This is a genomic window from Paenibacillus sp. Root52, from assembly GCF_001426865.1.
Classification (GTDB): Bacteria; Bacillota; Bacilli; order Paenibacillales; family Paenibacillaceae; genus Paenibacillus.
Genome location: NZ_LMFO01000012.1, coordinates 668174 through 694847, shown reverse-complemented (window position 1 = coordinate 694847; position 26674 = coordinate 668174). Strand labels below are relative to the sequence as shown.

Sequence of the window (26674 nt, the reverse complement as noted above, 5' to 3'; positions counted from 1 at the left end):
ATAAAATATATAAGCAAGCCCGGTAGGAGCTAATCAGTTTGATTGTAGCTTTTCCCTGAACGATGAGATTATGCAGCCATAGTCTTGATCTGTAACGGTGTTCTAATCGTCATGATCACCAAAAACCTCTATTACACTTGAGGTGAAATAGAGGTCGATAAATTCGAGAATAAGATTGGGTTTAAGATTCGGATTATATTTTTAGATAAACAAATTATGGTTCGCCTGATCTGCTTGTCCGAGATAATAACCAACGCCACCAATGACAGCCTGATCAATTAATTCTTCATGCTGAATGCCCATCAGATCCATCGACATCTGACAAGCCACGATCTCTACCCCTTGTGCAATAGCAGACTCCATAAGTTGCTCCAGCGAAGCGACATTATTTTTTTTCATCAGGCCCCGTATCATCTTCGAACCTGCACCAAACATATTCATCTTGGAGAGTCCCAGCTTGAGGCTGTTGCTTGGCAGCATCATATCAAACATACGAGCCATACCTGTTTTAGCAGGTGCTTGCAACATCTCGTGCTTGCGAATGATATTTAAGCCCCAGAAGGTGAAAAACATCGTTACTTTCCGTCCGCTTGCTGCTGACCCATTGGCAATAATGAATGAGGCAATAGCCTTATCGAGTTCACCGCTGAATACCACCATAGTACTGGCTTTATCAAGTTGCTGTGAATGGCTTGTGACAGGTGAAGTATTCTTGGCTAAAACTGCCTCAATCACCCCGCCCTTGTTCCGCCCCAGCTTAAGAACGTCAGACCCGGACATTGTAGCCCATGCTTTCACATCCTCATAGAATCCTGGGTCGGAAGCTTTCACTCGGAGTGTTTGTCCGTCTGCCAGCTGATCCATTTTTTGTTTAACCTCGATTAAAGGCCCAGGGCAACTCAGACCACATACGTTCAATTCGTTATCGATGCGAAGTTCATCTGACGAATGTACTTGTGATCCTTGCTTGGTTTCGTCATCCATCGGAATTCCCCCTTGCCCATCCTCTGCTTTATTTATCTCATGGCGATTAATGTCGTTACTATTGTTCCTTCCGTTGTCCCCGTTGATGCCACCTCTTAAGACGGTTTCAGGTTTGAATTGTACCTGACGATAGGTTTTGTACCCCCCGCTCAAGTTTTTCACCTTATAGCCATGTTGGCGTAGAATTTGTGTGGCGGTATAACCACGAAGGCCTACCTGGCAATAAACCCAAATTTCTTTGGAAACATCCAGCTCATCCAGACGTTGACGCAGCTCATCCACCGGAATGGACAATGAACCTGGAATATTGCCGTTACGGTATTCTAGGTCACTTCGTACGTCTAACAATACAGACTCAACAGGATTGCGCTCTGCCAGCTGATCATACGTGAATGAGTCTAATCGACCTGCAAACATGTTTTCAGCAGCATACCCGACCATGTTTACCGGGTCTTTCGCAGAAGAATATGGCGGTGCATAGCTCAATTCAAGTTCCGTCAAATCTCGTACATTTCCTCCGAAGTGAATCGCCACCGCAATATCATCAATTCGTTTGTCCACTCCCTCGTAACCAACAGCTTGTGCACCTAGAATTTTCCCATTCGAAGAGAAGAGCAATTTCAATGTCACTGCACTGGAACCTGGATAATAGGAAGCATGGGAGGCTGGATGTACGATCACGGTACGATAGTCTATCTGCATTCGTTTGAGCGTTTTCTCATTGCTGCCGGTAGATGCACCCGTTAACCCAAATACTTTGATGACCGACGTTCCTTGAGTCCCTTTATAAGTTGTTGGGAGACCTGCAATCTGATCCGCTACAATGCGTCCTTGTTTGTTCGCAGGACCCGCAAGGGGGATTGCTGTCTGTGTACCATGAATGTAATCCTTCACTTCAATGGCATCACCCACGGCATAAATATGCGGAATACTGCTCTCCATCTTTTCATTAACAAGGATGTGCCCACGCGAACCGAGAGACACGCCACTGTCCTGTAAAAATGAAGTGTCTGGTGTAACGCCGATCGCCAGAATAACCAGATCAGCAGATAATATAGTGCCATCGGACAATTCCACGCCGATACCTCGATCCAGCGTCCGGAAACCTTGAACTCGCTGCGAGAATATGAGATTTACTCCATGCTACTCCATCTCTTGCGCCAGCGTAGCAGCAAGTTCAGGATCAAACGGTGTTAACAGTTGATCATTGCCTTCAATCAAAGTTACATCGAGTCCAGCTTCCTTTAAATTCTCAGCCATTTCTACACCTATAAACCCTCCGCCAATAACAATCGAACTTTGGTTGTTATAAGAACTAATTTGTTCTTTGATTCGATCAATATCCGGAATGTTCCGCACGGTATAGATCAACGGGTTCTCTTTACCCGGCAGATCTGGCACAAGCGGACGGGCACCAGGCGACAAAATTAATTCATCATAACTTTCCTCGTATAGACCACGTTCAGCACTGTGTACTTGCACAGTGCGTTTACTTGAATCAACAGCTATAACCTCGCTTTGTGTTCGCACATCAATGTTGAATCGTTCCTCCATACCTTTCGGTGTCTGTACGAGTAGTCGTGCACGCTCTTCAATTGTACCTCCAATGTAATAAGGCAAGCCGCAGTTAGCAAATGAGATATAAGGCCCTTTTTCAAACATAATGATCTCTGCATGTTCGTCAAGACGCCGGAGGCGTGCAGCAGCAGATGCGCCCCCTGCGACACCTCCCACGATTAACACTTTTTTACGTTTATTCATCTTCGCATTCATCCTTTTCGAATAAAATCCTAATTAACTGCTCCACACGTACATCAGCAAGTACGTAATTCACTTCAAGACCATTTCGCTCGGTAGCAACGATTCCTGCACTGCGAAGCTTTTGCAAATGCTGTGATACCGTCGATTGCGGAAGATCCAGACACTCCTGCATATATGAAACGTTACATTTCTTTTTGCGCATCAAACCACGAACAATACATAACCGCACCGGGTGAGAAAGCGCCTTAAGAAACTCAGCTGGTTCGTCAAACTGTTTTAATTGATTCCGATCAAAAGCAGGCAACTCCAAGATAACCCCTCCTAAAACGTTATATCGTAATATTACGATATAACGTTTTTATTGTCAATTTATTTTCTAACAAGCCATATCATATGAATTCATTGTTATTCTGTTAAAGAAATTCATCTTAAATTCAACCCAAAAAAGCATATTCCCGGCTTCAAAAACCAGGAGTATGCCCATGGATATATTAATTCGCTGGATACGTCATCAGATATATACGAACTTTAAATCATTTTTTAAGTAAATTGTCTTAGTTTAACCTGAACTCGTTAATACAGGCTCTTTACTCTTAGGCGTTGTCATCTTGCCAAGCAGGTACACCAGTAGTTGTTGATTGTGCATTGAAATATTACTAAGCACCGAATTCATGAAGTCATTGCGAATAGCAATGCCTCGCTCTGTTTCCTTCTGTCCTTTATCTGATAAAGAAACCCAGACGATCCGTCTGTCTTGATTATCTCGATCTCTACGAATTAGACCATTCTTCTCCATTCGATCAAGCAACATCGTCACAGCCGCAGGCGTTGTCGCCAAAAAAGGAATCAAATCAGATGGCTTCATTCTCTGATGATCCTCAAGAACCTCCAATACTGCCAACTGAGCTTCAGTTAGGGAGGGGGCTAATTCTTGATCCATATGCAATTTATAGTCCTTCGTTAACCTTGACCAGCACTTCGCAAAATCGGAATTATACATGTTATAACGCTCCTCTCTGCATCCGGTTATCACTTCACCTGCTTAAGTTTTCGCCCTCAAAAGCCGCATTCCTGCTGGGTTTTTTCAATTTCCTAGCGATCGACCGTAATCGACGAAGGTTGTTAAACTTCGCAGATAAGCTCTCTTGTAATCCGCCTCATAGCAACAAAAAAAGACTCCTCACATGACAGGATTAGCTGCACTGTGAAGAGTCTTCAATTATAACTATTTTGAAATTTATGAGCCAGAAGCCTCTTCCGTAAAGTCTCCGAGCAATTCCATAATTTCATCTTGCTTATCTACATGTACAAGTAACTTACCGATATGCTTACGCTCTGTGATCGGTACACCTTCCGAAGAAATCGCATGAGTATGCCCTTCCTTCGTCATTAGGTTAAAGCTTCGTTTTTCACGACAATAGAAGGCTGCTGCAATACGGCTACCGTTCGGTTTAACCCGCTTGCCTTCCTTAAACTCAAATGTTGCAAGACCTTTGCCTCCGCGGCTCTGTAATGCATAATCGAGCAATAATGAACGTTTGCCATAGCCTAGATCAGACAACACAGCAATTTCACCTTCATCGCCCTCTACCCATAAAGCAGCAACCACTTCGTCTGTATCTTTTAGCTGAATCCCGCGTACACCACCGGATACCCGTCCCATCGGATTAACTTCATCCTCACGGAAACGAATCGCCATCGCTTCTTTGGTAATCAGCATAATTTCTTTGTCACTCGTGCTTAAATGAACCGATAATACCTCATCATCCTTACCTACTTTGCACGCAGCCACAGCACCCGAACGTTTCGTTACATACTCTTTCAATTCGGTACGCTTCACCTGGCCTTTACGTGTCACAAACACCAGGCTATGATTAGGCTCCTCAAAGGACTTCACTGCAAGCACAGTGGATATCCGATCATCTTTTGCAAGTGGAATCACATTGACAATAGCTGTTCCTGGATCTTTCCATTTGAACTCTGGCACCTGATGAACAGGCAGAAGGAAGTATTGTCCTTTCTTTGTGAATACCAGTAGGTTTTCAAGTGTATTTACTTCAAGGACTTGTGATATATAGTCCCCTTCTTTTACACCGCTACCGTTACGTTCCCCACCAGATCTTGAAAAGGACTGCATGCCTGTACGTTTAATGTATCCTTCTTTGGATAAAGTCACAAATACATCTTCCGCATTAACCAGCACTTCCAAATTAACTTTAAGCTCTTCGACTTCGCCTTGGATTGCAGAGCGACGGTCAATACCATATTTCTCTCGAATCTCCAACAATTCCTTACGAATTACTCCGATTAGCTTGCGATCACTATCTAGAATAGCACGTAGCTGTGCAATCTTTTTCATCAATTCGCCAAGTTCTTTCTCGAGCGAAGTGATCTCCAGATTAGTCAAACGGTATAATTGCAGGGTGAGTATTGAATCCGCTTGGCGCTCGGAAAATCCAAACATCCACATTAGATTATTCTGAGCATCTTGGCGGTTTTTTGATGCTTTGATCGCAGCGATCACTTCATCCAAAATATTCAGTGCTTTAACAAGCCCCTCTAGCACATGTGCACGGTCTTCCGCTTTCTCCAGCTCATACTGGGTACGGAACGTCACAACTTCACGCTGGTGGGCAATATAAGCTTCCAGAATCGCTTTTAAGCCCAACTGTTGCGGCGCTTTATTAACGATCGCCACCATATTAAAGTTATAGGTTACCTGTAAATCGGTTTTTTTGAGCAAATATGCCAGAATACCCTGTGCATCCGCTTCTTTTTTCAACTCGATTACGATACGTAGGCCTTCACGCCCACTCTCGTCACGTACCTCAGCAATGCCTTCGACCTTTTTCTCCAGACGGATGTTCTCCATCGCTGTGACTAGGCGTGACTTCACGACTTGATAAGGAATCTCCGTAATGACAATTTGCTGTCTGCCACCACGCATGTTCTCGATATCCGTTTTGGAACGAATATAGATACGTCCTTTACCCGTGCGGTACGCATCCAAAATGCCGTCACCGCCCATGATCAATCCACCTGTTGGAAAGTCCGGACCCTTCATGAACATCATGATTTCTTCTAGCTCAATCGAAGGTTTCTCCATCACAGCAATACTTGCGTCAATGACCTCCCGCAGATTATGCGTTGGGATCTCCGTTGCAAAGCCAGAAGAAATTCCGCTTACGCCATTAACCAACAAGTTCGGATAACGTGAGGGCAATACAACGGGTTCTTTAGCTGTGTTATCAAAGTTATCCTTGAACAAGACGGTACGTTTCTCAATATCACGTAACATCTCCATCGCAATCGGTGACAAACGTGCTTCTGTGTAACGCATCGCTGCAGCCGGATCATCATCCTGCGAGCCCCAGTTACCATGACCGTCCACCAGCATATGGCCCATTTTCCATGGCTGTGCCATCCGCACCATACCTTCATAGATGGAGGAGTCACCATGAGGGTGGTAATTACCCATAACGTCCCCAACGGTTTTGGCAGACTTACGATACGGCTTCTCAGGCGTATTACCCGAGTCATACATGGCATACAAAATACGCCGCTGCACGGGTTTTAAACCATCACGCACATCGGGGATCGCCCGATCCTGAATAATGTATTTGGAGTAGCGACCGAAACGGTCACCTACGACCTCTTCGAGAAAGGCCGGCATAAATTGTTCTGATAGACTCATTCCAAGCACCTTCTATTCTTCGTACTCTGTAAAGTCAACGTTCTCTACAATCCAGCGTTTACGTGGGTCTACTTTGTCACCCATAAGTGTGGATACCCGTCGCTCTGCTTTTGCCGCATCCACAATCTCGACTTTGAGCAATGCACGCGACTCTGGATTCATTGTCGTTTCCCACAATTGATCAGGGTTCATCTCGCCCAATCCTTTGTAACGCTGAAGTTCGACGTTTTTACCTAATTCTTTCATGTAATTAGCCAACTGTTCATCCGTCCAAGCATAACGAACGGTTGACATTTTGCCTGATTTGCTAGTGATTTTGTATAGCGGCGGCTGAGCAATGTACACTTTACCCTCATCAATCAAAGGTTTCATGTAGCGATAGAAGAACGTTAGCAACAATACTTGGATATGCGCACCGTCTGTATCGGCATCTGTCATTATGATGATTTTGGAATAATTGCTGTCTTCAACCGCGAACTCGGTACCAATACCTGCTCCAATGGCAGCAGTAATTGCACGATACTCCTCATTTTTCAATATGTCAGCAAGCTTGGCTTTCTCTGGGTTTAGCGGCTTCCCTTTGAGCGGAAGAATGGCTTGAATTTTGGAATCCCGCCCTTGTTTCGCTGAACCTCCTGCCGAATCTCCCTCTACAATGAACAACTCATTCCGAGAAAAGTCTTTCGATTGTGCCGGAGTTAACTTACCGTTCAGATTGGAACTTTCACTACGTTTTCTGCCTGAACGCATCTCGTCACGAGCTTTACGCGCTGCCTCTCTTGCACGAGAAGCCTGAACTGCTTTGCGGATCAGTGTCTGTGCAACCTGTGGGTTCTCTTCCAAGAACCGTTGCATGTTCTCTGCCACGACAGAATCCACTACACTTCGAGCAGATGCGCTTCCGAGTTGGTCTTTCGTTTGACCGACGAACTCAACCTCAGACATTTTGACACTAATAACAGACATCATACCTTCACGAAGGTCGTTACCTTCTAGGTTTTTGTCCTTTTCCTTAATCATGTTCGTCCGTCTTGCATATTCATTCATCACACGGGTATAGGCCGTCTTGAATCCGGTCTCATGTGTTCCCCCACCTCTGGTAGGTATGGAGTTAACAAATGACGCCAGTGTTTCGGTATAACCTGCGTTGTACTGAATCGCTACTTCAACTTCGATATCATCCTTCTCCGCAACAAAATGAATGACATCATGCAGCACATCTTTATTTTCGTTCAGATATGCGACAAATTGACTTGCTCCACCTTCATACATGTACTCATCTTGATTTCCTGACCGCTCGTCTTTGAGCACAATCCGTAGACCAGAGTTCAAGAATGCAATCTCTTGCAGACGCTCCGCAAGTGTATCGTAATTTAACTGAATACCATTTTGAAAAACACGAATATCCGGCTTGAACGTAACCTTCGTTCCAGTACGATTGGTGTTGCCCAATACTTCAAGACCTGTAACCGGCTCTCCGACATGCTCTACACCTTTTTTATCTTGCCAATATTCGAATCGTTGACGATGAATCTTGCCATCACGGAAAATTTCAACTTCTAGCCACTCGGACAAAGCGTTCGTTACCGAAGCTCCTACACCGTGAAGTCCACCAGATTTCTTGTATCCTGATCCTCCGAATTTTCCGCCTGCGTGCAAAATCGTAAACACGACCTGGGGAGTAGGAATTCCTGTTTTATGTATACCTGTCGGAATTCCCCTTCCGTTATCCTGAACCGTAATGGAACCGTCCTTATGCAGGGTGATATCGATTTTGGAGCAGAATTTGGCGAGATGTTCGTCGACAGCATTGTCAACAATCTCCCATACCAAATGATGCAGACCCGAAGAACTGGTGCTGCCGATGTACATCCCGGGCCGTTTCCGAACCGCTACCAGTCCTTCAAGTACTTGAATGTCGTCCGCGTCGTAGCCTGAAGACCCTTGTCCTCCGCCTGTCGAACCTGCCGACATATCGATTTGCTCGACCATTCATGCTCCCCCTTCTTCACTACCAACTAAAAAAATTGCTAAAATGCAAACAGATGTTTTCTTATCCTTGTCCATTTTAATTCAAGATATCCCGTTTCGTAAAGACAAGGAATGACACAATCAGTGAAGCAATACCCCAAACACTAAGTACAATAAGGGAAAATGACAAATTCATTCCTTCAATTGGTGGTAATCCACCTGACAAATAATTAGGAAGTTCTAGGTTTACCATGAAGAGATATTTGGCTGTTTCCCATGAAGCCGCCATGTTCGTAAGGATCGTTCCTGCGATAAGCGCAGCCATCATAATGACAATACTTGCAGCCGTACTTCGCACAAGAACCGATACCATAAAGGCCAGCATGGCTACGATTACACTAACAAACCAAATTAATCCTGCCTGCATGAGCATATACTGCCATTGATCTACAGCATGCACAGTCGACATATCCACTTCTGTCCCCACAATCTTAAAGCCTGTGAAGACCGGCATCGTAAATCCTTTATATCCAAAAACAGCGCCAGATATGGCATAACAGATCACATAAGCTGATACCACGATAATCGAGACAAACATGATCAGCGTGATCAATTTGCTCAGAAGCACTTTCCATCGCCTAACCGGACGAGTCAAGAGCATTTTAATGGTTCCTGTTGTACGTTCTCCCGACACTAGATCCGAAGCAATGGCCATGATTAACAGAGGAATAAATAAACCAACTGCATTATTCATGAACTCTCTCGTAAAGGTTACACCACCCGGTTCTTTCGGATTGATGTCATTTTCCAGATAATATTGCATCTGCTGGATATATACTGTTCTATATTTCTTAAATTCCTCAGGCACCCGATCACTGCCAAGCGAGTTCTGATTATCGGTAATGGCCTGTTGTAACTCAAGTCGCCAATCGCCGTTAAACTTGTCTTGATTATTTTGCGAAGATTTCATCTGTGCATACGTAAACATCGGCACCAAAACGGCCAGAACGATAAAAATAATATAAAGGCGTTTTTTCTTCACCATTTTAATCGTTTCGTTGCGAATTAACGGCATAATATTACTCAATGGATTCACCTTCTGTCATTTTTAAGAATAGTTGTTCCAGTGTTGGCTGGATACGCTGCACGCCTTCGACTTGAATCCCAGCTTGAACCATTTGCTGGACCAGATCAGAGATCTGCTCTTCAGGCATTTCGGCAACAACAGCGTTGGAACCAAGTCCTGCAACAAGGGTATCATCCATCACATCGCCAGGTCGATCGACCAACGTAATTCCTGCACCCAGCAGTATTTGTTTGCCTTGTTCCAAAGGTGTGAGATGCCATATCGCTAACTTCGAATGGTCTTCAATCAATTCATGAACGCTTCCAACCGTAAGTACACGTCCAGCACTAATTATGGCTACACGGTCACAGAGAAGCTGTATTTCACTTAACAAGTGACTGCTGACAAAGACAGCCATCCCTTCACTAGCAAGCTGCTTGATAAAGATACGTAATTCCTTGATCCCCTTAGGGTCAAGTCCATTGGTCGGTTCATCCAAAATGAGCAGACGCGGACGTCCAAGCAATGCTTGAGCAATTCCGAGACGCTGACGCATCCCTAGAGAATACGTTCTAACTTTGTCGTGAATACGCTGATCGAGACGAACAATATCAACAACTTCCTGAATGCGCTCATGATCCACGCCAGGTTGCATGCGAGCGAAATGCTCCAAGTTCTCCCACCCGGTCAAATATGTATATACCTCCGGATTCTCAACGATGGAGCCAACGTACTTCAGTGCTCTCTCTGGATCTCGGTTCACATCATAACCACAGACTTTAATTTTGCCTTCGGTTGGTTTGATCAGATCCACAAGCATACGAATTGTCGTTGTTTTGCCGGCTCCATTGGGTCCCAGAAATCCAAAAATCTCACCTGGTTTAACGTCAAACGTAACGTCCTTAATAATCCACTTACGTCCAATCTTTTTCTTCAGATGTTGTACGGATAATACTGTATCGTATTGCTGCTCTGCCATTTATTTCGCGCTCCCCTCTGCCGGTGTCTCTGCTTGATATTCCTGTGCAATCCGAACTGCAATTTGTTCATAGCCTGATCCATTGGGGTGGAAATGATCGGATGATAAATATTCGCCCAGATGATTCTCAAATAGATCAAATGTAGGAACGAGCGTCATGTTGTCTTCATTGTTCAGAATAGCGGAAGCGGCATCGTTCCATGCCGAAACAACTGCATTACCTGGCTTTTCCAGTTCCTTGACATCACCAAACGGATTATAGAGACCAAGGTATGCAATCTGAGCAGTAGGATTAATCTCTTTTACTTTCTTCAATATTTCTTGAAGACGTTTAGACGTGTCCGGTAAAGCGGCTGACAACGATTCTGCTGTTGGTGGATTTTCCCCTTGCAGAACTTGTCCTCCCTGGAACAGGTCATTCGCCCCAATTGAAATGAGAATAAAATTGGACTGCTTCAACACATAATGTACGCCTTGTTCATCGAGTTTCGTCAATAACGCATCTGTTCTCAGTCCATTAACACCAAGGTTATTCAGAACTTGTACATCGTAGCCCTCATCTTTCAGGATGTTTCCTGCCCGTCGTACAAAGCCTAGACCCTGATCATCCCCCGTACCTCTAGCTAGAGAATCACCAATAACAGCCATACGAATCTTGCCATCCTCTACAACAGCTGGTTCATCCTGTTTATCACTTGATGCAGCTGTTTTATCACCTGAATTCAGCGATGTGTCTCCTTCCGGATAAATAACGTCTTTTATCGCGTACCCAAATCCAAATAACAGCAACAAGGTTGCTAGTATGGATAATGTACCTACAATTCTCCAGATCCATGGTGCTGAATCCAGAACTTTTTTCTGTTTTTTCATCCATCACATCTCCACTCATCACACCGCTACGGTGTATATAATTTATAAATGACTTTACACTAAAGATGATGTTTTCATAATTAACATAAATGTTCTGTGGTTAATTTGCAAACTTTGTCATGGTAACTGTAAAATGCATTTTCATTATGTCATTTTACGGCAAAAAGGCTATACCATCCACAGATGTTTATCTGTGTTGGCATAACCTTTTTGGAAGCTTTATTTTAGCATATATCGATCTTCAATACACTTATAGCTATATCTTATTTACCAACGAACTCTTGCGCCCAGTATCCGTTGTAATATCCAACACCGATCTGAGTGAAGTTTTTGTTCAGAACGTTTGCGCGGTGACCCTCACTGTTCATCCATGCTGTAACAACTTCCTGTGGTGTTTTTTGACCTTGAGCAATATTCTCACCAGCGTAGCTGTAAGTTACGCCAAACTGTTTCATCATATCAAATGGAGAACCATACGTTGGTGATTGGTGAGCAAAGTAGTTATTGTCGCTCATATCTTTTGCTTTTGCCAAAGCGACTTTATCCAGAAGTGCATCAGAAGTCAGTGCGTTTAGACCTGCTTTGGCACGTTCAGCATTCACCAATTTTACAACTTGAGTAGCAAAGTCAGATTTAGTGCTGTCGCTGTTCGTGTTGTTGTTTGTATTACCTGTGTTGCCTGTGTTTCCTGTATTCGAAGGATCTTTAGCTGGCGTAGTCACAGGCTTGTCTTCTTTAACTGGCTGTGCTGGTTGTGCTGGTTTAGCAGGAGTAGTAGGTGTAGTAGGCTCGGCTACAGGCTGTTTAACCACTTGACCATTCGTTACAGTGAATCCATTGTCTTTCAACCATTTCTCCAAGAATGTTTGCAGGCTACCTGCATCTGTAATTTTGAATGTTTGCTTATATGTGGATGGGTTAGCAGCAGATGCGGATGCAGGGAGCATAACCCCTACAGCCAATACAGCTGTTAAACTTCCAGCGACGACAGTTTTGATCAAATTTTTCTTCAAATAATTCATCTCCTCAAAAATTAAGTTATGACAACTTTGTAATTAATACTCTAGCAGTATATCAATTAAGAGGAGTGTTGTGAACCTTTAAAATATGGAAAAGTAACTTTTTTGTCATTTTTTATAGCAGTTTCAAAGATGAATCAACGGTTTAAATTACTATACTGACGGCAAATAAATGACTTGATCACTATGTATACTAATTAAATAATTACTGCTTTAGAGAAGCTGAAAGAGTACATAATTCTATTATTCACGGACATAAGAATCAAAAAAAATGGCATCCAGACCGAATAAACTTGTCCGAATGCCATCATTTTGTCTTGTTTAGCAATAGACGAATTCCAATAGGATTTCTTCTGATCGACAAGACCTTACTTTCTATAGAAGGACTTTACTGAAACGATATCCTTTTTTATGGAAGCCAATGTGCTCGTAAAATGAATACGTTGGTGAAGTAGCTTCGCGATTACCTCCGGTAACAAACAGCTGTTTGCCGCCTTGCTGTTTGCCCCAATCCTCTGCACGAGCCATCAAGCGACGACCGATTCCGCCTCCACGATGTTCTTCTCCCACAATTAAAGAAGTAATCTGTGCTGCTGGTTCTGGATAGGCATGACTTTGCACACATTGCAAGCCGATCACACCAATAATTTGTTCATCCACTTCGGCAACAAGCATGCAAGCATTCGGATTGTTCTCCAACCCTTCGATACGCTCTTTCATAACATTTGTTGTTGTCGGATAGCTGACCTCTCGCATCAGTCCCGTTACCGCTTCTGCATCTCGCAGTTCACACTCTCGGATCATCAGTACAGGGGCCTGGGCATTATTGGACATGATTTACCTCCACTTTCAGCATATTTGCGGCTTGAACCGCTGTTTTTCGAGCTTCTTCCACATTTAAGTCTGCACTTAACGCTACAGCCATACGGCGTCCAACCTTAGTCTCAGGCTTACCAAAAATACGAACCTGAGTACGCGGAAGTGCCAATGCTTCTTCGATACCGCCTATAGTAAAGTCAGATGTTTCAACAGTAGCTTTCAGCGTAGCTGAAGCTCCCGGTGTGAGCAAATGTACACCCGTTACCGGAAAACCAAGGATAGCACGGACATGTAATGCAAACTCAGAACAATCCTGAGTAATCATTGTAACCATGCCTGTATCATGTGGACGAGGAGATACCTCACTAAACACAACACCATCCGCCGTCAGAAACAATTCAACCCCGAACAATCCATATCCACCAAGCTCATCGGTAACAGACTTCGCAATATGACAAGCTTGCTCCCATTCCTCTGGCGTCATCGCATGAGGCTGCCAAGATTCGACATAATCCCCATCCTTCTGGATATGACCGATCGGAGGACAGAATACAGTCCCTGATACAGATCTTACAGTTAACAGCGTAATTTCACTCTCAAATTTCACAAAGCTCTCCACGATGACACGTACGGATTTGCCTCTAGCTCCCGAAAGAGCAATGTTCCAGCAATCCTCCACGTCATTCGGCGTACGGCATACACTCTGCCCCTTGCCCGAAGAACTCATCAGTGGTTTGATTACACAAGGTGTACCCAATTCACGAACAGCTTCTTGAAGTTGCTCCAAATTGTCCGCAAATAGATAAGCTGCCGTTGGAAGTTTCAATTGTTCGGCTGCCAGACGACGAATACCTTCGCGATCCATCGTTAAGCGGGCAGCACGAGCCGTAGGTACGACACAAAATCCCTCTTCCTCCAGCTCAAGAAGAGCTTCTGTAGCAATAGCTTCGATCTCCGGTACAATAAAGTGCGGTTGTTCCTTACGAATCAATTGTTTCAGAGCCTCGGCATCTAACATGTCGATGCAGTAAGACCGGTGAGCAACCTGCATTGCAGGTGCATTATCGTAACGATCAACAGCGATCGTTTCGACGCCCAGTCGCGTGGCCTCAATAACGACCTCTTTTCCCAATTCTCCGCTGCCTAATAGCAGCATTTTTTTGGCTTGAGCCGAAAAAGGAGCACCCCACATGTTCTTTCCAATCCTCCCAAAGAGAAATCTTCTATATCTGTCTCTCTATTTTCGGGGTTTTGGTTAAAGATTGCAAGAGTACTCCCTATTTTTCTTGTGAATTTTACAAGATTTTTTCTGTTTTTTCGATCAAATTTTACAATTATTGCTTAGCGTTTTGGCACTCTTTCCAATCTTCCCAGAAATAAGGATATAATTTTTAACGTTAAAGTTTGTCATCTATAAGTAATAACATCTCAGAGATATCGGTCGCCTTTCATAGGAGAGGAGAAACCGAACGACGAACTTATGAACGGGATAAATTCCGATTTCTATCACGGAAAAGCTCATTATGGGAAGAAACATAAGCCATCTTAGCTGCCTCTGGATTCAAATATTGTTTCGCACGATTCACCGCAACGATTGCATCATTAAAAGCCCCAGCTATGAGCCGTACTTTGCTCTCATTTGTGGCACAATCTCCAGCTGCAAATATACCCGGTAGGTTGGTCTCAGCGTGTTGACTCATCAAAACCATTCCGTCACTCATCATTAGTCCACAACTGGCAAGATCACTAAGATTACTTGTATACCCATGGCTAATCACAACTTCATCGACATCCAATACGATATGATCTCGATTCACCGTATGCGTAATCCCAACCTGGTTAATGCGTTCACCATTGGTATGAAGTTGTGTAATCTGATACGGAGTTCTCACATCCGCTATCTCATGCATATCGCTGACATTCCGTTCCATTGCGCGGAATTCAGATTGACGATGGATGACAACGACACGTTGAGCAACTTTTGCAAGTTCGATGGCCCAGTCTACAGCACTGTTGCCTCCACCTGACACAAGCACACGTTTCCCTGCAAAGTATTCCGGATTTTGCACCGTATAGTGAAGGTTTATAGGCTCATTATCATTCGATTCTTGGAGCTCCAGCCTCTGAATTTCAGCGACGCCACGACCTACTGCGATGATCATCGTTCGGGTGTAATGGATTTCTCCCTCAGCAGTATAGAGCGCCAATATCCCGTTTTCCAGACGAGAGAAGCATTCCATCTGACGATTAAATATAACCGTTGGGTTAAATGTGTTGGCCTGTTGTACAAGCCATTCAATCAATTTCGAGCATTTCATAGGTGGTAATCCGCCTACATCCCATATCGTTTTCTCGGCATAGGTGTGTAGAAAACCGCCAAGTTGATCTTTACCTTCAATAATTTTAACCTTCATCTCACGCATCCCCGCATAAAAGGCCGCATACATTCCGGCAGGGCCGCCTCCAATGATGGTTACATCATAAATATCTTCTTCACGCATTGTGGACACATCCTGATTAATTAGTTATGGAATGCGAGACTCGGTAACAGAGTTCTTTTTCTAGAATTCATTTTTTTCCTCAAAAGCAGCAACAATATCATCAATGACATAGCTATCTGCAAGCGGAGCCATACCCAGATTAAACCACTCTTTGCCACCTACCATGTACACATGATCTTCCTTGACGGCTTTTAGATTTTTCCACAATGATGTCGTTAACATCTGTTCGAATCTCTTTTTAATCTCCGGATTATTCTCGTCATCAAGCTGAACGATTAGATGATCTGCATCGTACTCAGGCAGCACTTCTAGGGATACGGACAATGCCTTTTCGGACTGCGGGAAATTAGGAACTGGCTTCATTCCAAGTCTTTTGTGAACAAAGTTGCCTCGGTCGATGTTCTCTCCATGCATTACAATTTCCTTTTCCATTACCCGAATGTATAGCACCGTCTCATCGCCAATCAGTTTGTTCAATGTATTAGCGGCCGTCTTCTCCTTCTCTACTAAATCTTGTATGACCTTCTCGGCCTGCTCTTCCTTGTTTACAATTTTGGCGATGTCACGTAGCTCATCACGCCAATCATCACGACCTAGCAATAATACAGTTGGTGCAATTAGCGTCAACTGATCGTAGTCTTTCTGCGACCACCAGGCTGGAGCAATAATCAAGTCTGGGTTCGCTTCCATAATGGCTTCAAAATTTGGTGTTTTGCCAATGCCCATTTTCATCGTATTCGAGAAAGGCTCTGACAAATAAGAAGGGGAATCGTCATGATAATTTTGAACAGCAACAGGCACAATGCCAAGGGCATACAAGAATTCTGGATATACTACGGATAGCCCAACCACCCTTTGTGGTGTTGCTGGAATTTCAATTTCTCCCATCTCACTACTCACAGTCTTTACGATACTTTCTTGTGACGTTGCTCCACTCTCCGCATAATCCTGTCCGGAGCCTGTGCTTACTTCCTGCCCCTTCGCACCACACGCGGTAATTACGAGCAGAATCAATATTGTGCTTACTAATGCTAGCCATTTAAATCTCATTTCTGTATGTACCCCCTATATGTCAATAAGTAATGACAATGTCTAATTAATAATAATTATCATTATCATTGTGATATAGGAGTAGTATAATCAAATTCAGTCTAGCATGATATTGACGATTCAGACTTTTTACTATGGACGATCGTGCCACAGCTTTAATAGTTCATGCAGCATAAGTTCATGGGTGAACGCAGTATAATCCAGAAGAACGCTAGACATTAATACGTCCATCTTACCGTTTCGTACCGCAGCAATGTTATTCCACTCGTCCGAAGCTCGAAGGCATGTCCAAGTCTGTTTAGAAGTCTCATCTTCACCTATGATCAACAATAATCTTCCAAAATGGAGCGTGGATACTTCCTGTAGGGTGACGGAATCCTTGTTCCATAGAGTCTCTGCACCTGCAGGAACATTCATTTCCATATCTTCATAGAAAACAGAAGCAATGCTAGCAGAACCAAGCACCTGCAAATGCTCGCCGTACACTTTGAGCACAAGCAATTCGTCCTCACGAATGGTCACTGCAAGCTCTTCCTTCACTTGAGCTGCACGCTCTTCGTACCTCTTAAGCCACACCTCTGCGATATCTGATCTATCCAAAAAACGAGCAACCACTCTCAAATGCTCTTTCCAGTCATTGTTTTCCCAAGGGACGGTGCAAACGGGAGCAACGGACTGAAGCTGACTTTGTAAAGACTCGGACAGATCTGTGGATACTGTCACAATATAATCTGGTGAAAGTGATTGAAGCTGTTCTACCCAAGTGTTCTCCCCTAATGCGAGCGGGATCACCTTGTCCGTCTGATATTTCCGCCGGTAATAATACGTCCATGGATGACTTGCTGGAGCGGCACATGGGATGATCTGCAGTGCAAGCAGGATCCCGATACTGAGCGGATGAACGGCAGCAATTTTTTGTTTGCTATTTCGTAGGAATGCCGCTGGTGGAATACCCGAGATTTGTTTGAATTTGCGGCGGAAATACGATTCATCCTGATAACCTACATATGATGCAACATCCTTGAGTCGATAATTGTGATCGCTCCTCATCAACATCTGAGCTTGCTTGATTCGGTAAGAGGTCAAATAGTCCATTGCACTACAACCATATCTCTTCTTAAAAACACGCATAAAGTGCCTTGAACTCATTCGCGCAACAGCTGCCAACTCTTGAATGCTTAATTTATTCGTATAGTTCTGCTCCAAGTAGACCTTCACCTGTTCAACAGGTAATGCCTGTTCGTTCTCTGCTGCAAGAACACCATCAGAAAATATCGTATACATTAGCTCCTGAAAACGAATCTGACCATAATACCGTTGCAAGCCGTCTTTGTCCAAGATGAACTGATAGATCATCTGACAGAGTTCACCAACAACGACCGATGAAAGGGAAGTGAGCTCACCGTTCACCTCATAACGGAGAAGCTGCTTCATTCGATCCAAAGCGACCACTTTGTCTTGCTCTCGTGTAAACATTACATCAAAGCTCATATGATACACACCGTATTCATCTAAGGAATGTACATTCGCCTCTACTAATTGCCCAGGAAAGCCGATATACAGTCCACCTGAACGCAGCTCCACAAAATTCCCATCGATCCTTAACCAGCCCTGTCCACTAACCACAAATATAAGCATATACGTTTCAATAAAATGCTTTTTCAAAGACCATTCGCTCGTATTCTCATTCGTATGATCTATATAAGTGAGTTTAAAATGAATATGATCCAGCGGATCAAACCGAGCTGATGGTATGTTCACATAGATATCGTGCAAAAGTGTTCCCCCCAGCCCTAATGTAGATTTCCCTAAGCTGTTTCAATATAACATATGAAACCTTGCATGATCTAAGATAATACACTTCATTAGATGACCATCGTTTATGGATATGTTGAATTGACAATATGGGAAGTACTAGATAGAAAAACACTCCAGTAACCTTTATACCTTGCCTCCAACGGATAGGGTACTCTTATCCGAGAAGATCAAGTCAAAAGAATACTAGAGTGTTATAACGCTTAAGAAATGTTCAAGTTTGCTCTACAAAAATTTGTACTGAGCCTCAATAAGCCCATTATACACACCTTGCTGTTTAATCAACTGCTCATGATTTCCTTCTTCTTTAATTTCACCATGATCCAGTACAATAATATTGTCCGCATTACGAATCGTCGAGAGACGGTGAGCGACCATAAAGGATGTTCGACCTTGCAACAAAACCTTCAACGCCTCCTGGATTTTCAGTTCAGTTTCCGTGTCAATACTTGCTGTCGCTTCATCCAGAATCAAGATACGTGGATCTGCCAGCAATGCACGAGCGAAGGATAATAGTTGGCGTTGACCCATGGATAAGACATTTCCGCGCTCTTCAACTTCAGTATCATATCCACCCGGAAGCTTCATAATGAATTCATGAGCGTTTACTGCTTTTGCAGCTTCCTCCACTTCTTCATTTGTTGCATCCAACCGCCCGAATCGAATATTATCACGGATCGTACCTGAGAAGATAAATGTATCCTGCAACACGATACTGATCTGACTGCGCAAGCTCCCTACAGTTACATCCCGAACATCCCGACCATCAATCGTTAAACGCCCGTCAGATATATCATAGAAGCGGCTGATTAGGTTAATGATTGTACTCTTACCAGAGCCTGTGTGACCCACCAGTGCAATTGATTGACCTGCGTCTGCCTTAAAGCTGATTCCCTTCAGCGCCTGTCTGCCTTTCTCATACTCGAATACAACATTGTCAAATACGATATCCCCTTTAATTGAAGGAAGTGGCTTCGCACCTGGTTTGTCTGCAATACTTGGCTTCTCATCCATGAATTCGAAGATCCGTTCAGAAGAAGCCATCGCAACCAGCAATTGATTGTACATTTGACCTAGACGATTGATTGGATCCCAGAAGTTACCAACGTAGTTGGCAAAGGCAACAAGCAAGCCGACAGTCAACTGATTATCTTGAATCAGGTATGCACCAAACCAGAACAGAATCAATGTACCGAAACCACCCGTAATTTCAATGAGTGGTCCGAAGCCCTGGTTCATCGCCGATGCTCTATCCCAAGACTTCTTGCTGGACAGGTTCATGTTGTCAAAGTATTTCATGTTCTCTTTTTCCTGCGTATACGCTTGAGTCACTCGAATCCCTTGAATGGATTCATTCAAGTGGGAGTTAATACGGGAGTTCTTCATACGCACGTCCTGCCAAGCACGGCGAATCAATACGCGCAGTTTGGTCGAGATAATAAACATGATTGGAACCGTGATAATGACAGCAAGCCCCAGCTTCCAGTTGATTAGCAACAAAATTACGATGATACCAAGCAACTGCACACAGTCAATCATGACGTTAACTGCACCATTTGTGAACAAGTCCTGCAAGGAGTTAATGTCATTCGTGACACGTACAAGCACTGAGCCTGCTGGTCTTTTGTCAAAAAAGTTAAAGGACAATTTCTGAATATGCTTGAACAGGTCTGATCGAAGATCGTAAATGACTCGCTGTCCAATAATATTGGTCAATTTGATCCGATACGTATTGGCAGCCCACTGAATTAAATACAGTACAAGTACCGAACCAGCGATCAAATAAAGTAATGTCATACTAGGCAATCCCGTCTGAGGTGCTATCGCACGGTCAATCGCCAAACTGATTAAGAACGGTACAGACAATTTGGTGATTGTTCCCAATATCATCATTAAGATGACCAGTGGCAAGAGCTGTCTTGCATAAGGCTTCATATATGCAAACAATCGACCAAACTCTTTCCAGTTAAACGGTTTTTCTATAATTTCGTCATCTTGATATACGAATCGTTCATTTAATTTCTGATTCGAGGTTCCCTTGACCTCGCGCCTATCTGCTACCGTATCGGCACTCATGAATTCACCTGCTCCCCAGCCTCCCGCTTACCGCGGGCAATGTAATCTGCATATTGAATCTTATAAACATCCTGATATGGTCCAGGTACTTCAATAAGTTCTTGGTGTTTACCGCGCTGCACGACACGTCCTTCATCGAGCACCAGAATCTCATCCGCATGTCGGAGTGAAGATATCCGGTGGGCAATAATAAATGTCGTTCTGCCACGCATAACCTCTTGGAAGCCGGATTGAATCTCATGCTCGGTTTCCATATCTACCGCACTGGTTGCATCATCAAGCACTAGAATTTTCGGGTTTTTCAACAAAGCTCTTGCGATGGCGATCCGCTGTTTCTGACCACCTGAAAGACCCATTCCACGCTCTCCGACAACCGTGTCATAACCACCAGGGAATTCCATAATGAAATCATGTGCTTTGGCCAGCTTCGCTGCCCGGATGATTTCATCCATTGTGACATTTTTCAATCCGTAGGAAATATTGTTACGAATACTTGAGGAGAACAGGAACGTCTCCTGGAACACTGAAGCAATCTGACTACGTAAACTACGAATACCGATGTCTTTAATATTTTTTCCATCTAGCTTAATCGTTCCCGAGTTAACGTTATACGCCCTCATCAGGAGCTGAATAATCGTCGATTTTCCTGACCCTGTTCCGCCGAGGAAACCGATAACCGTTCCAGGAGGTGCATCAAAATTGATATCTGTCACGGCTGGCATTTTGTTGCCATACGCAAAAGTTACGGACTCGAAGGTTACATGTCCATTAACATGATCAGCCTCCATAATAAGTGGATCTTCTGTTTCTTGTACATCTACTGGCGTATTCAACAGTTCTAGTACGCGTTCACCCGAAGCTTTTGATTGAGTATAGTTGTTGATATGGAAACCTAGGTTCCACATTGGTCCAATTATGTACCAGATCAAACTGAAAAAGGCAACGAGTTCACCAAGTGTTAGCGTTTGCTGAATAACCATTCTGCCACCGATGACCAAGAGCAAGACCACACTTACAGAAGCGAGGATCTCCATGATCGGAAAATAATGACTCCATAAAGTTGCCGCATGAATCTGATTCGTTTTGTAACGTTCATTGCGTGTAGAGAACTTCTCCACTTCATATGGTTCACGAGCAAAAGACTTAACCGTACGCACACCTGTAATATTCTCCTGTACGGCTGTCGTGAGTGAACTCAGCGCGAGTCGCATTTCTTGGAACGCAGGGTGAATTCGGGATTCGAATCTTAGCGCAACGAAGGCAAGTAGAGGAATACAAATGAGTGTATACAGGGTAAGCTGCCAACTCATCGTCATCATCATAATTGCGCCGAATACGACCATCAATACCATGTTGAGAATCTGGGCGAAGCCAAATCCGATAAAGTTCCGGATCGCTTCCAAATCTCCCGTGAGGCGGGACATCAGATCTCCCGTTTTGGCCGTGTCATAATAACGGAAGGATAAAAATTGAAGCTTTTCATAACAAGCATTACGTAACCGGTATGCCAAAAAGTTACCCAGTCGGCCTCCAAAGAAACCGTGTAAAAATTGCATACCTGCCTTCAAAATAACAACACCTAACACAGTTAAAGCAAGTATGGGAACGTCTTCAAAACTTCGCGGTATAATTACGTCATCAATCAAAATCCTAAGCAGGTTCGGATACACAAGCCCGAGTGCAGTCGCTAAGGCGAGGAACAAGATTGATACAAATAAATACGATCGCTTTTCCCAAAAAAAGGTTTGCAGTTGCCTGAGAACATCCATGTTTCTCCTCCTCTTGTCTAGTTCAAAATAGTATGAACATTTATGAAGTTTATCACCGTCCCCCCTTCGCGGCAAAGCGAATAACAGACCATATTCAGGCTACTTTCTCCTTAATGCGGCATTAACAGGGGTAAACAACCACCTATCAATCAAATGTTTGAATATTCTCTTCATTTCAGGTTGTTCGTACAAAAAAAAGGCTCCCTTGTTGACCTCTTGGTCGGGAGCCTTTTTGAACATGAATTCATAGGTACACACTTCGTGTAGATTTATTCGTGTACGAATTGCTGTACTTGTAGGGAAAGAGCATTCCATTCGTCCGCAAGTATGCCACTTGTCAACGTTTCGTTCAGCGCGTTTACCGCTTCTTGAAGTCTCTCCTCTAACTGTCTGGCTTGATATTGTAATGACTGCTGAAGCTGCACATCATAGAATTCAATAAGCTTATGCTGGGCAGGAGGTAACACATCAGCAACCATTTGTTTAATAACAGGCTCCAATATTTCTTGCAGTCGCTGACGTCCACCTCCTTCGAAGAACTGCTTAGGATTGCGTAAATAACTCTGATAGGTTTTCCAGCCGGATGGCTCCTCTAATCGAATCTCCTCAAGAACCGGTGTTGTCCATTCCTCATTAAAGGATAAGGATAGATCCATCCCTCCAGATAAACGTTTCAATTCCTCAATACAATCCGTGATCTGCTTCTGCAGCCATGTCTGACCCGTCTGTTCTAATCGTAGTGTGGTTGCCAGTAGCTCCTGTTCAAGCTCAACTGCAATCATGCGCAACAGTTCACGTCCACATGCAGCAAAGGCGCTTTTCAATTGACCGCGATCTTCTCGTAGTACTGACGGATGAAATGCCTCAGCCATAAACGTACCGAGTCGATATGCGAGTCGCTGTCTCACATGAAAGAGCAACTCACCTGTTTCTTGTGTCAGCTCCTCCTTCATGGATCGTTCAGAGAGGGTACGAATACGGCCTACGGATTGGTCCATGATGGCATTCAGCTCCAGGCGACGCTGCTCTAATACCTCTTCACCTTGCACCGCATCCTCTGCTCTCTGCTTCAATCGCTGCACTACACGGGTCAATTCTTCCGCTGCTCCGTGAACGGCAAGATCGGCAAGCTCTCTACCAGCGAAGCGATTGAATTCTTCTTCAAACCGCGTGAAGCCCGATTGCTGAAGCAACTCAGCATTACCGGTGCTCTTACCATCCATCGCAAGCAAGCTGGACACCGGGAATAATCGAGGGGAACGAATTCCATTGGTACGAAGCTGGGTACTCACATGATCCAGAACTTGTTCCAATTCCTCTTCTGATGAAGAAAGATCACTCGCATTCACAACAAAGAACATCTGATCCATTGCTGAGCTGTCCTTCACCCGGCCTAATTGAGTCAGGAATTGTCGATCTCCCTGTGAGAAGGCATGGTTATAATACGTTACAAATATAAGCGCATCCGCATTCTTCATATAATTAAACGTTACTCCGGTATGTCGGGCATTCACCGAGTCAGCTCCTGGCGTATCCACCAGGACAATGCCTTGCTCCGTAACTGCACAACTATAGTAGAGGTCTATGCTATCAACAAAGCAGGACTTCCGTTCATTTGCCACAAAGTTACGATAACCGGCCAGATCAACTAACACATCTTGACCTAATTGATCCGCAGTATCCTCCCAACCAGCCGCAGCCGCCTGCAAAAAGCTATAATGAGGTCTTCCTGCTGGATGTATATCTTGAGGCGATAGCGATTTGACGCGTTTCTGCCAATCGGCTTCAGGCTCACCCAAGCCAAGCAAACGGAATGAATATGCAAGATCCTCTTGGAAAGCATTCCGAGTCTTCATCCGGACTCGGGCAGTGCCATGCTCCGCTCCACCGGACGGAGCCATAATGCGGTTAATCGCCGCTGTTGTTGGGTGCGGCGAGACCGGTAAGATAGCTTCGCCGAGCAAAGCGTTGGCGAAGGAGGACTTACCTGCGCTGAACGCACCGAACAGCGCGAGTGTAAACGTGCCGCCGGCAAGCGAAGCCGCGCGTGCACGCAGATCCCGTACCGCCGACCCCATGGCGGGGTACGGCTCTACCACCGCAGCGGCGGCTTCCAGCCGTGCCGCCGCTGCGTCCAGGCGCCGGCGACGCTCAGCGCCAGCCGCCGGGTGCCCTTGCGCCGCTGCTGCTGTGCGCGGCGGCGTTGCCTGTGGCTGCGCAGCCACAGGCGTGGTGCCCGTGTGCGAGCCGGGAGCTTCGCTCGGCGGCTCGTGCGCGGGCACTTGCGGGCTCCGCACCTCCGGCAATAGCTCGGAGGGGAGGGAGCCCGCAGGAGGCAGCAGGCTTCGCAGCCCTGCTGCCTCCGCTGCGGCGGCGCGCTGAAGCGCAGTGTAGCGCGTCGCCGCAGCGGATTGCGCCAGCAACGCTGTGCGGCTGGCGTCCAGCGCTTGAAGCGCGGCTTCGCCTTGCGCGCTCAGCGCTTCAAGCATGCGGTCGACCAGCATCATGGCCGACTTGCGGTAGCGAGCCTCAATCTCGCCTCGCAACTCTTTGCTATATTGAAGTATATACTCAGGAGACAACTCTGCACTTGCACTTCGTTTCATCTCAAGCAAAGCCTCATCCACGACAGGAAGCTCTGCATTCAGCGCTTGTTCCCACCCAGCTCCCCAGAGATGATGAGATTCACCTAGCTGTCTAAGCATCGTGCGGATATGAACCTCCACTTGTCCTTGAACTTGGTCTTGCAGCAATCCAGCAAGCTCTGTCGCTCGGCGTTGTTTCTCCTGCTCCGTTTTGCCGCCCGAAAATAGGAGTCCCACCCGGAATCCAGGTTTGCGACTTTCCAGAAATGCACCTGCCGACGTACGGATATCTGCTGGTGTGAGATTGGCATTGGCCAGAAGAGGTTCAAGTTCTGCCCGAAACTTCTCTCGTTCCCGTGAGGGCTTGGAACGAAGCTCAGCTTCTTCTTGCTGAATTGCCGCTAGCTCATGCTCCAATCTCTCCAAGCCTTCCGGCCCACCGATTTCCTCAAGTAAACTCGCTTCTTCCTCTTCTCGTTCTTCTGCTCGCCGCTCTAAATGTTGTTCTGTCACATGACTAGCGGAACTCACCAAACTATGCTGGATCAGACCCTCTTTATGTTCCAACATATGTTCAATAAGCTCAGGAATCTGCTTCCACTGGTTGTAGCGGTGATCCTTGTCTCGAAGTGATGTGAACAGTAGCCCATCATATCGAACTTCCCAAGCATTAAAGATCGTTTCAACACCTTCAATATACGTATCAAACGAAAGCTCTTTTTCTCGATGCTTATCAATCTGATTCACGATCAAGAACAACGGTTTGCCCCAATCCGACAAACTTTTAGCAAATGACAAGTTGCTCTCTGATTGCACATGATTATAATCCATCACATAGAACACCACGTCAGCTAAATGAAGTGCTGAATGTGTCGCCAATCCATGACCTCGATCTGTTGAATCCACACCAGGTGTATCTAACAGTACTGCATCATTTTTTAGCAAGGGAATATCATCCCATACTTCAATCGAACGATATGCGCCACCATTTTTGCAATACGCTTCTAACTGCTCAGGGGAAACCTCCAGCGTACTGCCCACGCCTGATGCATTGTCAGCGCTTTCGTGATCCGTCGTATGAATAATCGCTCGCGGTGCACCATTACGGATTGATACGACGTTAGCACTTGTAGGCACAGGACTTGAAGGCAGTACCCGTTTACCACACAAGCTATTAATCAGACTAGACTTACCGGCTGAGAAGTGCCCGCAGAATGCGATGGTCAATTGCTTCATTTCCGCCTTGCGGATCAGATCTGTTATAGCCTGTACTGCCGTATGGTCTCTCGCCTGCTCCATTGCCTCTCGCAGTGGAAGCAGAGGTTTAGCCATCTCTACTGGATAATCTGTTTTCGTCATGACTGGCCTTTCCCCCTGGCTCCTCAAATTGGCATCATTCGTGATAATGCCTTTCTCTTATAGAAGTTGTTCAAAAAGTCCCATTGGATTATAAAAGAAAAAATCACATACTTACTCAGCGTTTTCAGCATTAAAGTTGGATTCTTTTTGAACTCGCATTTATAATAGTCCCATTTTAACATTACCTCGTGCGAATTTGAACGATTTCTATGTATTAACGCACAGACAAAACATCTACCATGCTCTACAGATCCTGCCGGCTCAACCTATAATGAATTCCATATATATAAAAAAATAAAACCGAATATATCGGTTTTATCGATGGTACTTCACGAACATGCTGCACCTTTAGTATG

The 26674-nt window shown here is 44.8% G+C and carries 16 protein-coding genes and 1 pseudogene; all 17 read right to left on the bottom strand.

Features of this window, described 5'->3' with window-relative positions; all coding sequences use genetic code 11:
- Window positions 1-201: 201 nt before the first annotated feature.
- The 17 genes and pseudogenes from ASD24_RS14685 to ASD24_RS14605 all read right to left on the bottom strand — a co-directional run bounded on the left by ASD24_RS14685 (window position 202) and on the right by ASD24_RS14605 (window position 26318).
- Window positions 202-2745 (bottom strand): annotated as a pseudogene (locus ASD24_RS14685) (FAD-dependent oxidoreductase).
- Window positions 2738-3055, bottom strand: coding sequence for an ArsR/SmtB family transcription factor (locus ASD24_RS14680; RefSeq protein WP_156395453.1), 318 nt, complete (start codon window positions 3053-3055; stop codon window positions 2738-2740). The pseudogene ASD24_RS14685 and the gene ASD24_RS14680 overlap by 8 nt, the downstream one beginning before the upstream one ends.
- A gap of 249 nt (window positions 3056-3304) precedes the next feature.
- A complete protein-coding gene (locus tag ASD24_RS14675) occupies window positions 3305-3745 on the bottom strand; it encodes a MarR family winged helix-turn-helix transcriptional regulator (protein WP_056696878.1) in 441 nt (146 codons plus the stop codon).
- A 237-nt stretch (window positions 3746-3982) separates the two neighbouring features.
- Window positions 3983-6439 carry a DNA gyrase subunit A gene (gene gyrA / locus ASD24_RS14670; RefSeq protein ID WP_056696876.1) on the bottom strand — a complete coding sequence of 819 codons (2457 nt, stop codon included), beginning with the start codon at window positions 6437-6439 and terminating at the stop codon, window positions 3983-3985.
- A gap of 12 nt (window positions 6440-6451) precedes the next feature.
- A complete protein-coding gene (gene parE / locus ASD24_RS14665) occupies window positions 6452-8431 on the bottom strand; it encodes a DNA topoisomerase IV subunit B (RefSeq protein ID WP_056696875.1) in 1980 nt (659 codons plus the stop codon).
- Window positions 8432-8507: 76 nt separating this feature from the next.
- Window positions 8508-9497, bottom strand: coding sequence for an ABC transporter permease (locus ASD24_RS14660; protein WP_056696872.1), 990 nt, complete (start codon window positions 9495-9497; stop codon window positions 8508-8510).
- Window positions 9490-10455, bottom strand: coding sequence for an ABC transporter ATP-binding protein (locus ASD24_RS14655; RefSeq protein WP_056696870.1), 966 nt, complete (start codon window positions 10453-10455; stop codon window positions 9490-9492). Before ASD24_RS14655 ends, ASD24_RS14660 begins: the two co-directional genes overlap by 8 nt.
- Window positions 10456-11325, bottom strand: coding sequence for a GDSL-type esterase/lipase family protein (locus ASD24_RS14650; RefSeq protein WP_056696867.1), 870 nt, complete (start codon window positions 11323-11325; stop codon window positions 10456-10458).
- A gap of 263 nt (window positions 11326-11588) precedes the next feature.
- The gene (locus tag ASD24_RS14645) at window positions 11589-12338 is read right to left on the bottom strand and encodes a CAP domain-containing protein (protein WP_056696865.1); all 750 of its coding nucleotides are present in this window, start codon (window positions 12336-12338) and stop codon (window positions 11589-11591) included.
- A gap of 381 nt (window positions 12339-12719) precedes the next feature.
- Window positions 12720-13178: a GNAT family N-acetyltransferase gene (locus ASD24_RS14640; protein WP_056696862.1), complete on the bottom strand. Its 459-nt coding sequence runs from the start codon at window positions 13176-13178 to the stop codon at window positions 12720-12722.
- On the bottom strand, window positions 13168-14355 hold the full coding sequence (purT, locus tag ASD24_RS14635; protein WP_056696861.1) for a formate-dependent phosphoribosylglycinamide formyltransferase: 1188 nt from the start codon (window positions 14353-14355) through the stop codon (window positions 13168-13170). Before purT ends, ASD24_RS14640 begins: the two co-directional genes overlap by 11 nt.
- A gap of 286 nt (window positions 14356-14641) precedes the next feature.
- Window positions 14642-15664 (bottom strand): NAD(P)/FAD-dependent oxidoreductase, encoded by a 1023-nt coding sequence (locus ASD24_RS14630; RefSeq protein WP_056696859.1) that lies wholly within the window; start codon window positions 15662-15664, stop codon window positions 14642-14644.
- A 60-nt stretch (window positions 15665-15724) separates the two neighbouring features.
- Entirely contained in the window at window positions 15725-16714 is a 990-nt protein-coding gene (locus ASD24_RS14625; RefSeq protein ID WP_056696857.1) for an ABC transporter substrate-binding protein, read from the bottom strand.
- A 132-nt stretch (window positions 16715-16846) separates the two neighbouring features.
- The gene (locus ASD24_RS14620; RefSeq protein ID WP_056696854.1) at window positions 16847-18490 is read right to left on the bottom strand and encodes a helix-turn-helix domain-containing protein; all 1644 of its coding nucleotides are present in this window, start codon (window positions 18488-18490) and stop codon (window positions 16847-16849) included.
- 264 nt (window positions 18491-18754) lie between these two features.
- A complete protein-coding gene (locus ASD24_RS14615) occupies window positions 18755-20605 on the bottom strand; it encodes an ABC transporter ATP-binding protein (RefSeq protein WP_056696852.1) in 1851 nt (616 codons plus the stop codon).
- A complete protein-coding gene (locus ASD24_RS14610) occupies window positions 20602-22374 on the bottom strand; it encodes an ABC transporter ATP-binding protein (protein WP_056696850.1) in 1773 nt (590 codons plus the stop codon). Before ASD24_RS14610 ends, ASD24_RS14615 begins: the two co-directional genes overlap by 4 nt.
- 269 nt (window positions 22375-22643) lie before the next feature.
- Window positions 22644-26318, bottom strand: a complete 3675-nt coding sequence (locus ASD24_RS14605) for a dynamin family protein (RefSeq protein ID WP_056696848.1) — start codon at window positions 26316-26318, stop codon at window positions 22644-22646.
- Between the last annotated feature and the right edge of the window lie 356 nt (window positions 26319-26674).

Bases quoted from the DNA above. Each gene is read 5' to 3' on its own strand.
- ASD24_RS14675 (WP_056696878.1), bottom strand. From the start codon at position 3,745: ATGTATAATTCCGATTTTGCGAAGTGCTGGTCAAGGTTAACGAAGGAC.
- gyrA (WP_056696876.1), bottom strand. From the start codon at position 6,439: ATGAGTCTATCAGAACAATTTATGCCGGCCTTTCTCGAAGAGGTCGTA.
- parE (WP_056696875.1), bottom strand. From the start codon at position 8,431: ATGGTCGAGCAAATCGATATGTCGGCAGGTTCGACAGGCGGAGGACAA.
- ASD24_RS14655 (WP_056696870.1), bottom strand. From the start codon at position 10,455: ATGGCAGAGCAGCAATACGATACAGTATTATCCGTACAACATCTGAAG.
- ASD24_RS14650 (WP_056696867.1), bottom strand. From the start codon at position 11,325: ATGAAAAAACAGAAAAAAGTTCTGGATTCAGCACCATGGATCTGGAGA.
- ASD24_RS14640 (WP_056696862.1), bottom strand. From the start codon at position 13,178: ATGTCCAATAATGCCCAGGCCCCTGTACTGATGATCCGAGAGTGTGAA.
- purT (WP_056696861.1), bottom strand. From the start codon at position 14,355: ATGTGGGGTGCTCCTTTTTCGGCTCAAGCCAAAAAAATGCTGCTATTA.
- ASD24_RS14630 (WP_056696859.1), bottom strand. From the start codon at position 15,664: ATGCGTGAAGAAGATATTTATGATGTAACCATCATTGGAGGCGGCCCT.
- ASD24_RS14625 (WP_056696857.1), bottom strand. From the start codon at position 16,714: ATGAGATTTAAATGGCTAGCATTAGTAAGCACAATATTGATTCTGCTC.
- ASD24_RS14615 (WP_056696852.1), bottom strand. From the start codon at position 20,605: ATGAGTGCCGATACGGTAGCAGATAGGCGCGAGGTCAAGGGAACCTCG.
- ASD24_RS14610 (WP_056696850.1), bottom strand. From the start codon at position 22,374: ATGGATGTTCTCAGGCAACTGCAAACCTTTTTTTGGGAAAAGCGATCG.
- ASD24_RS14605 (WP_056696848.1), bottom strand. From the start codon at position 26,318: ATGACGAAAACAGATTATCCAGTAGAGATGGCTAAACCTCTGCTTCCA.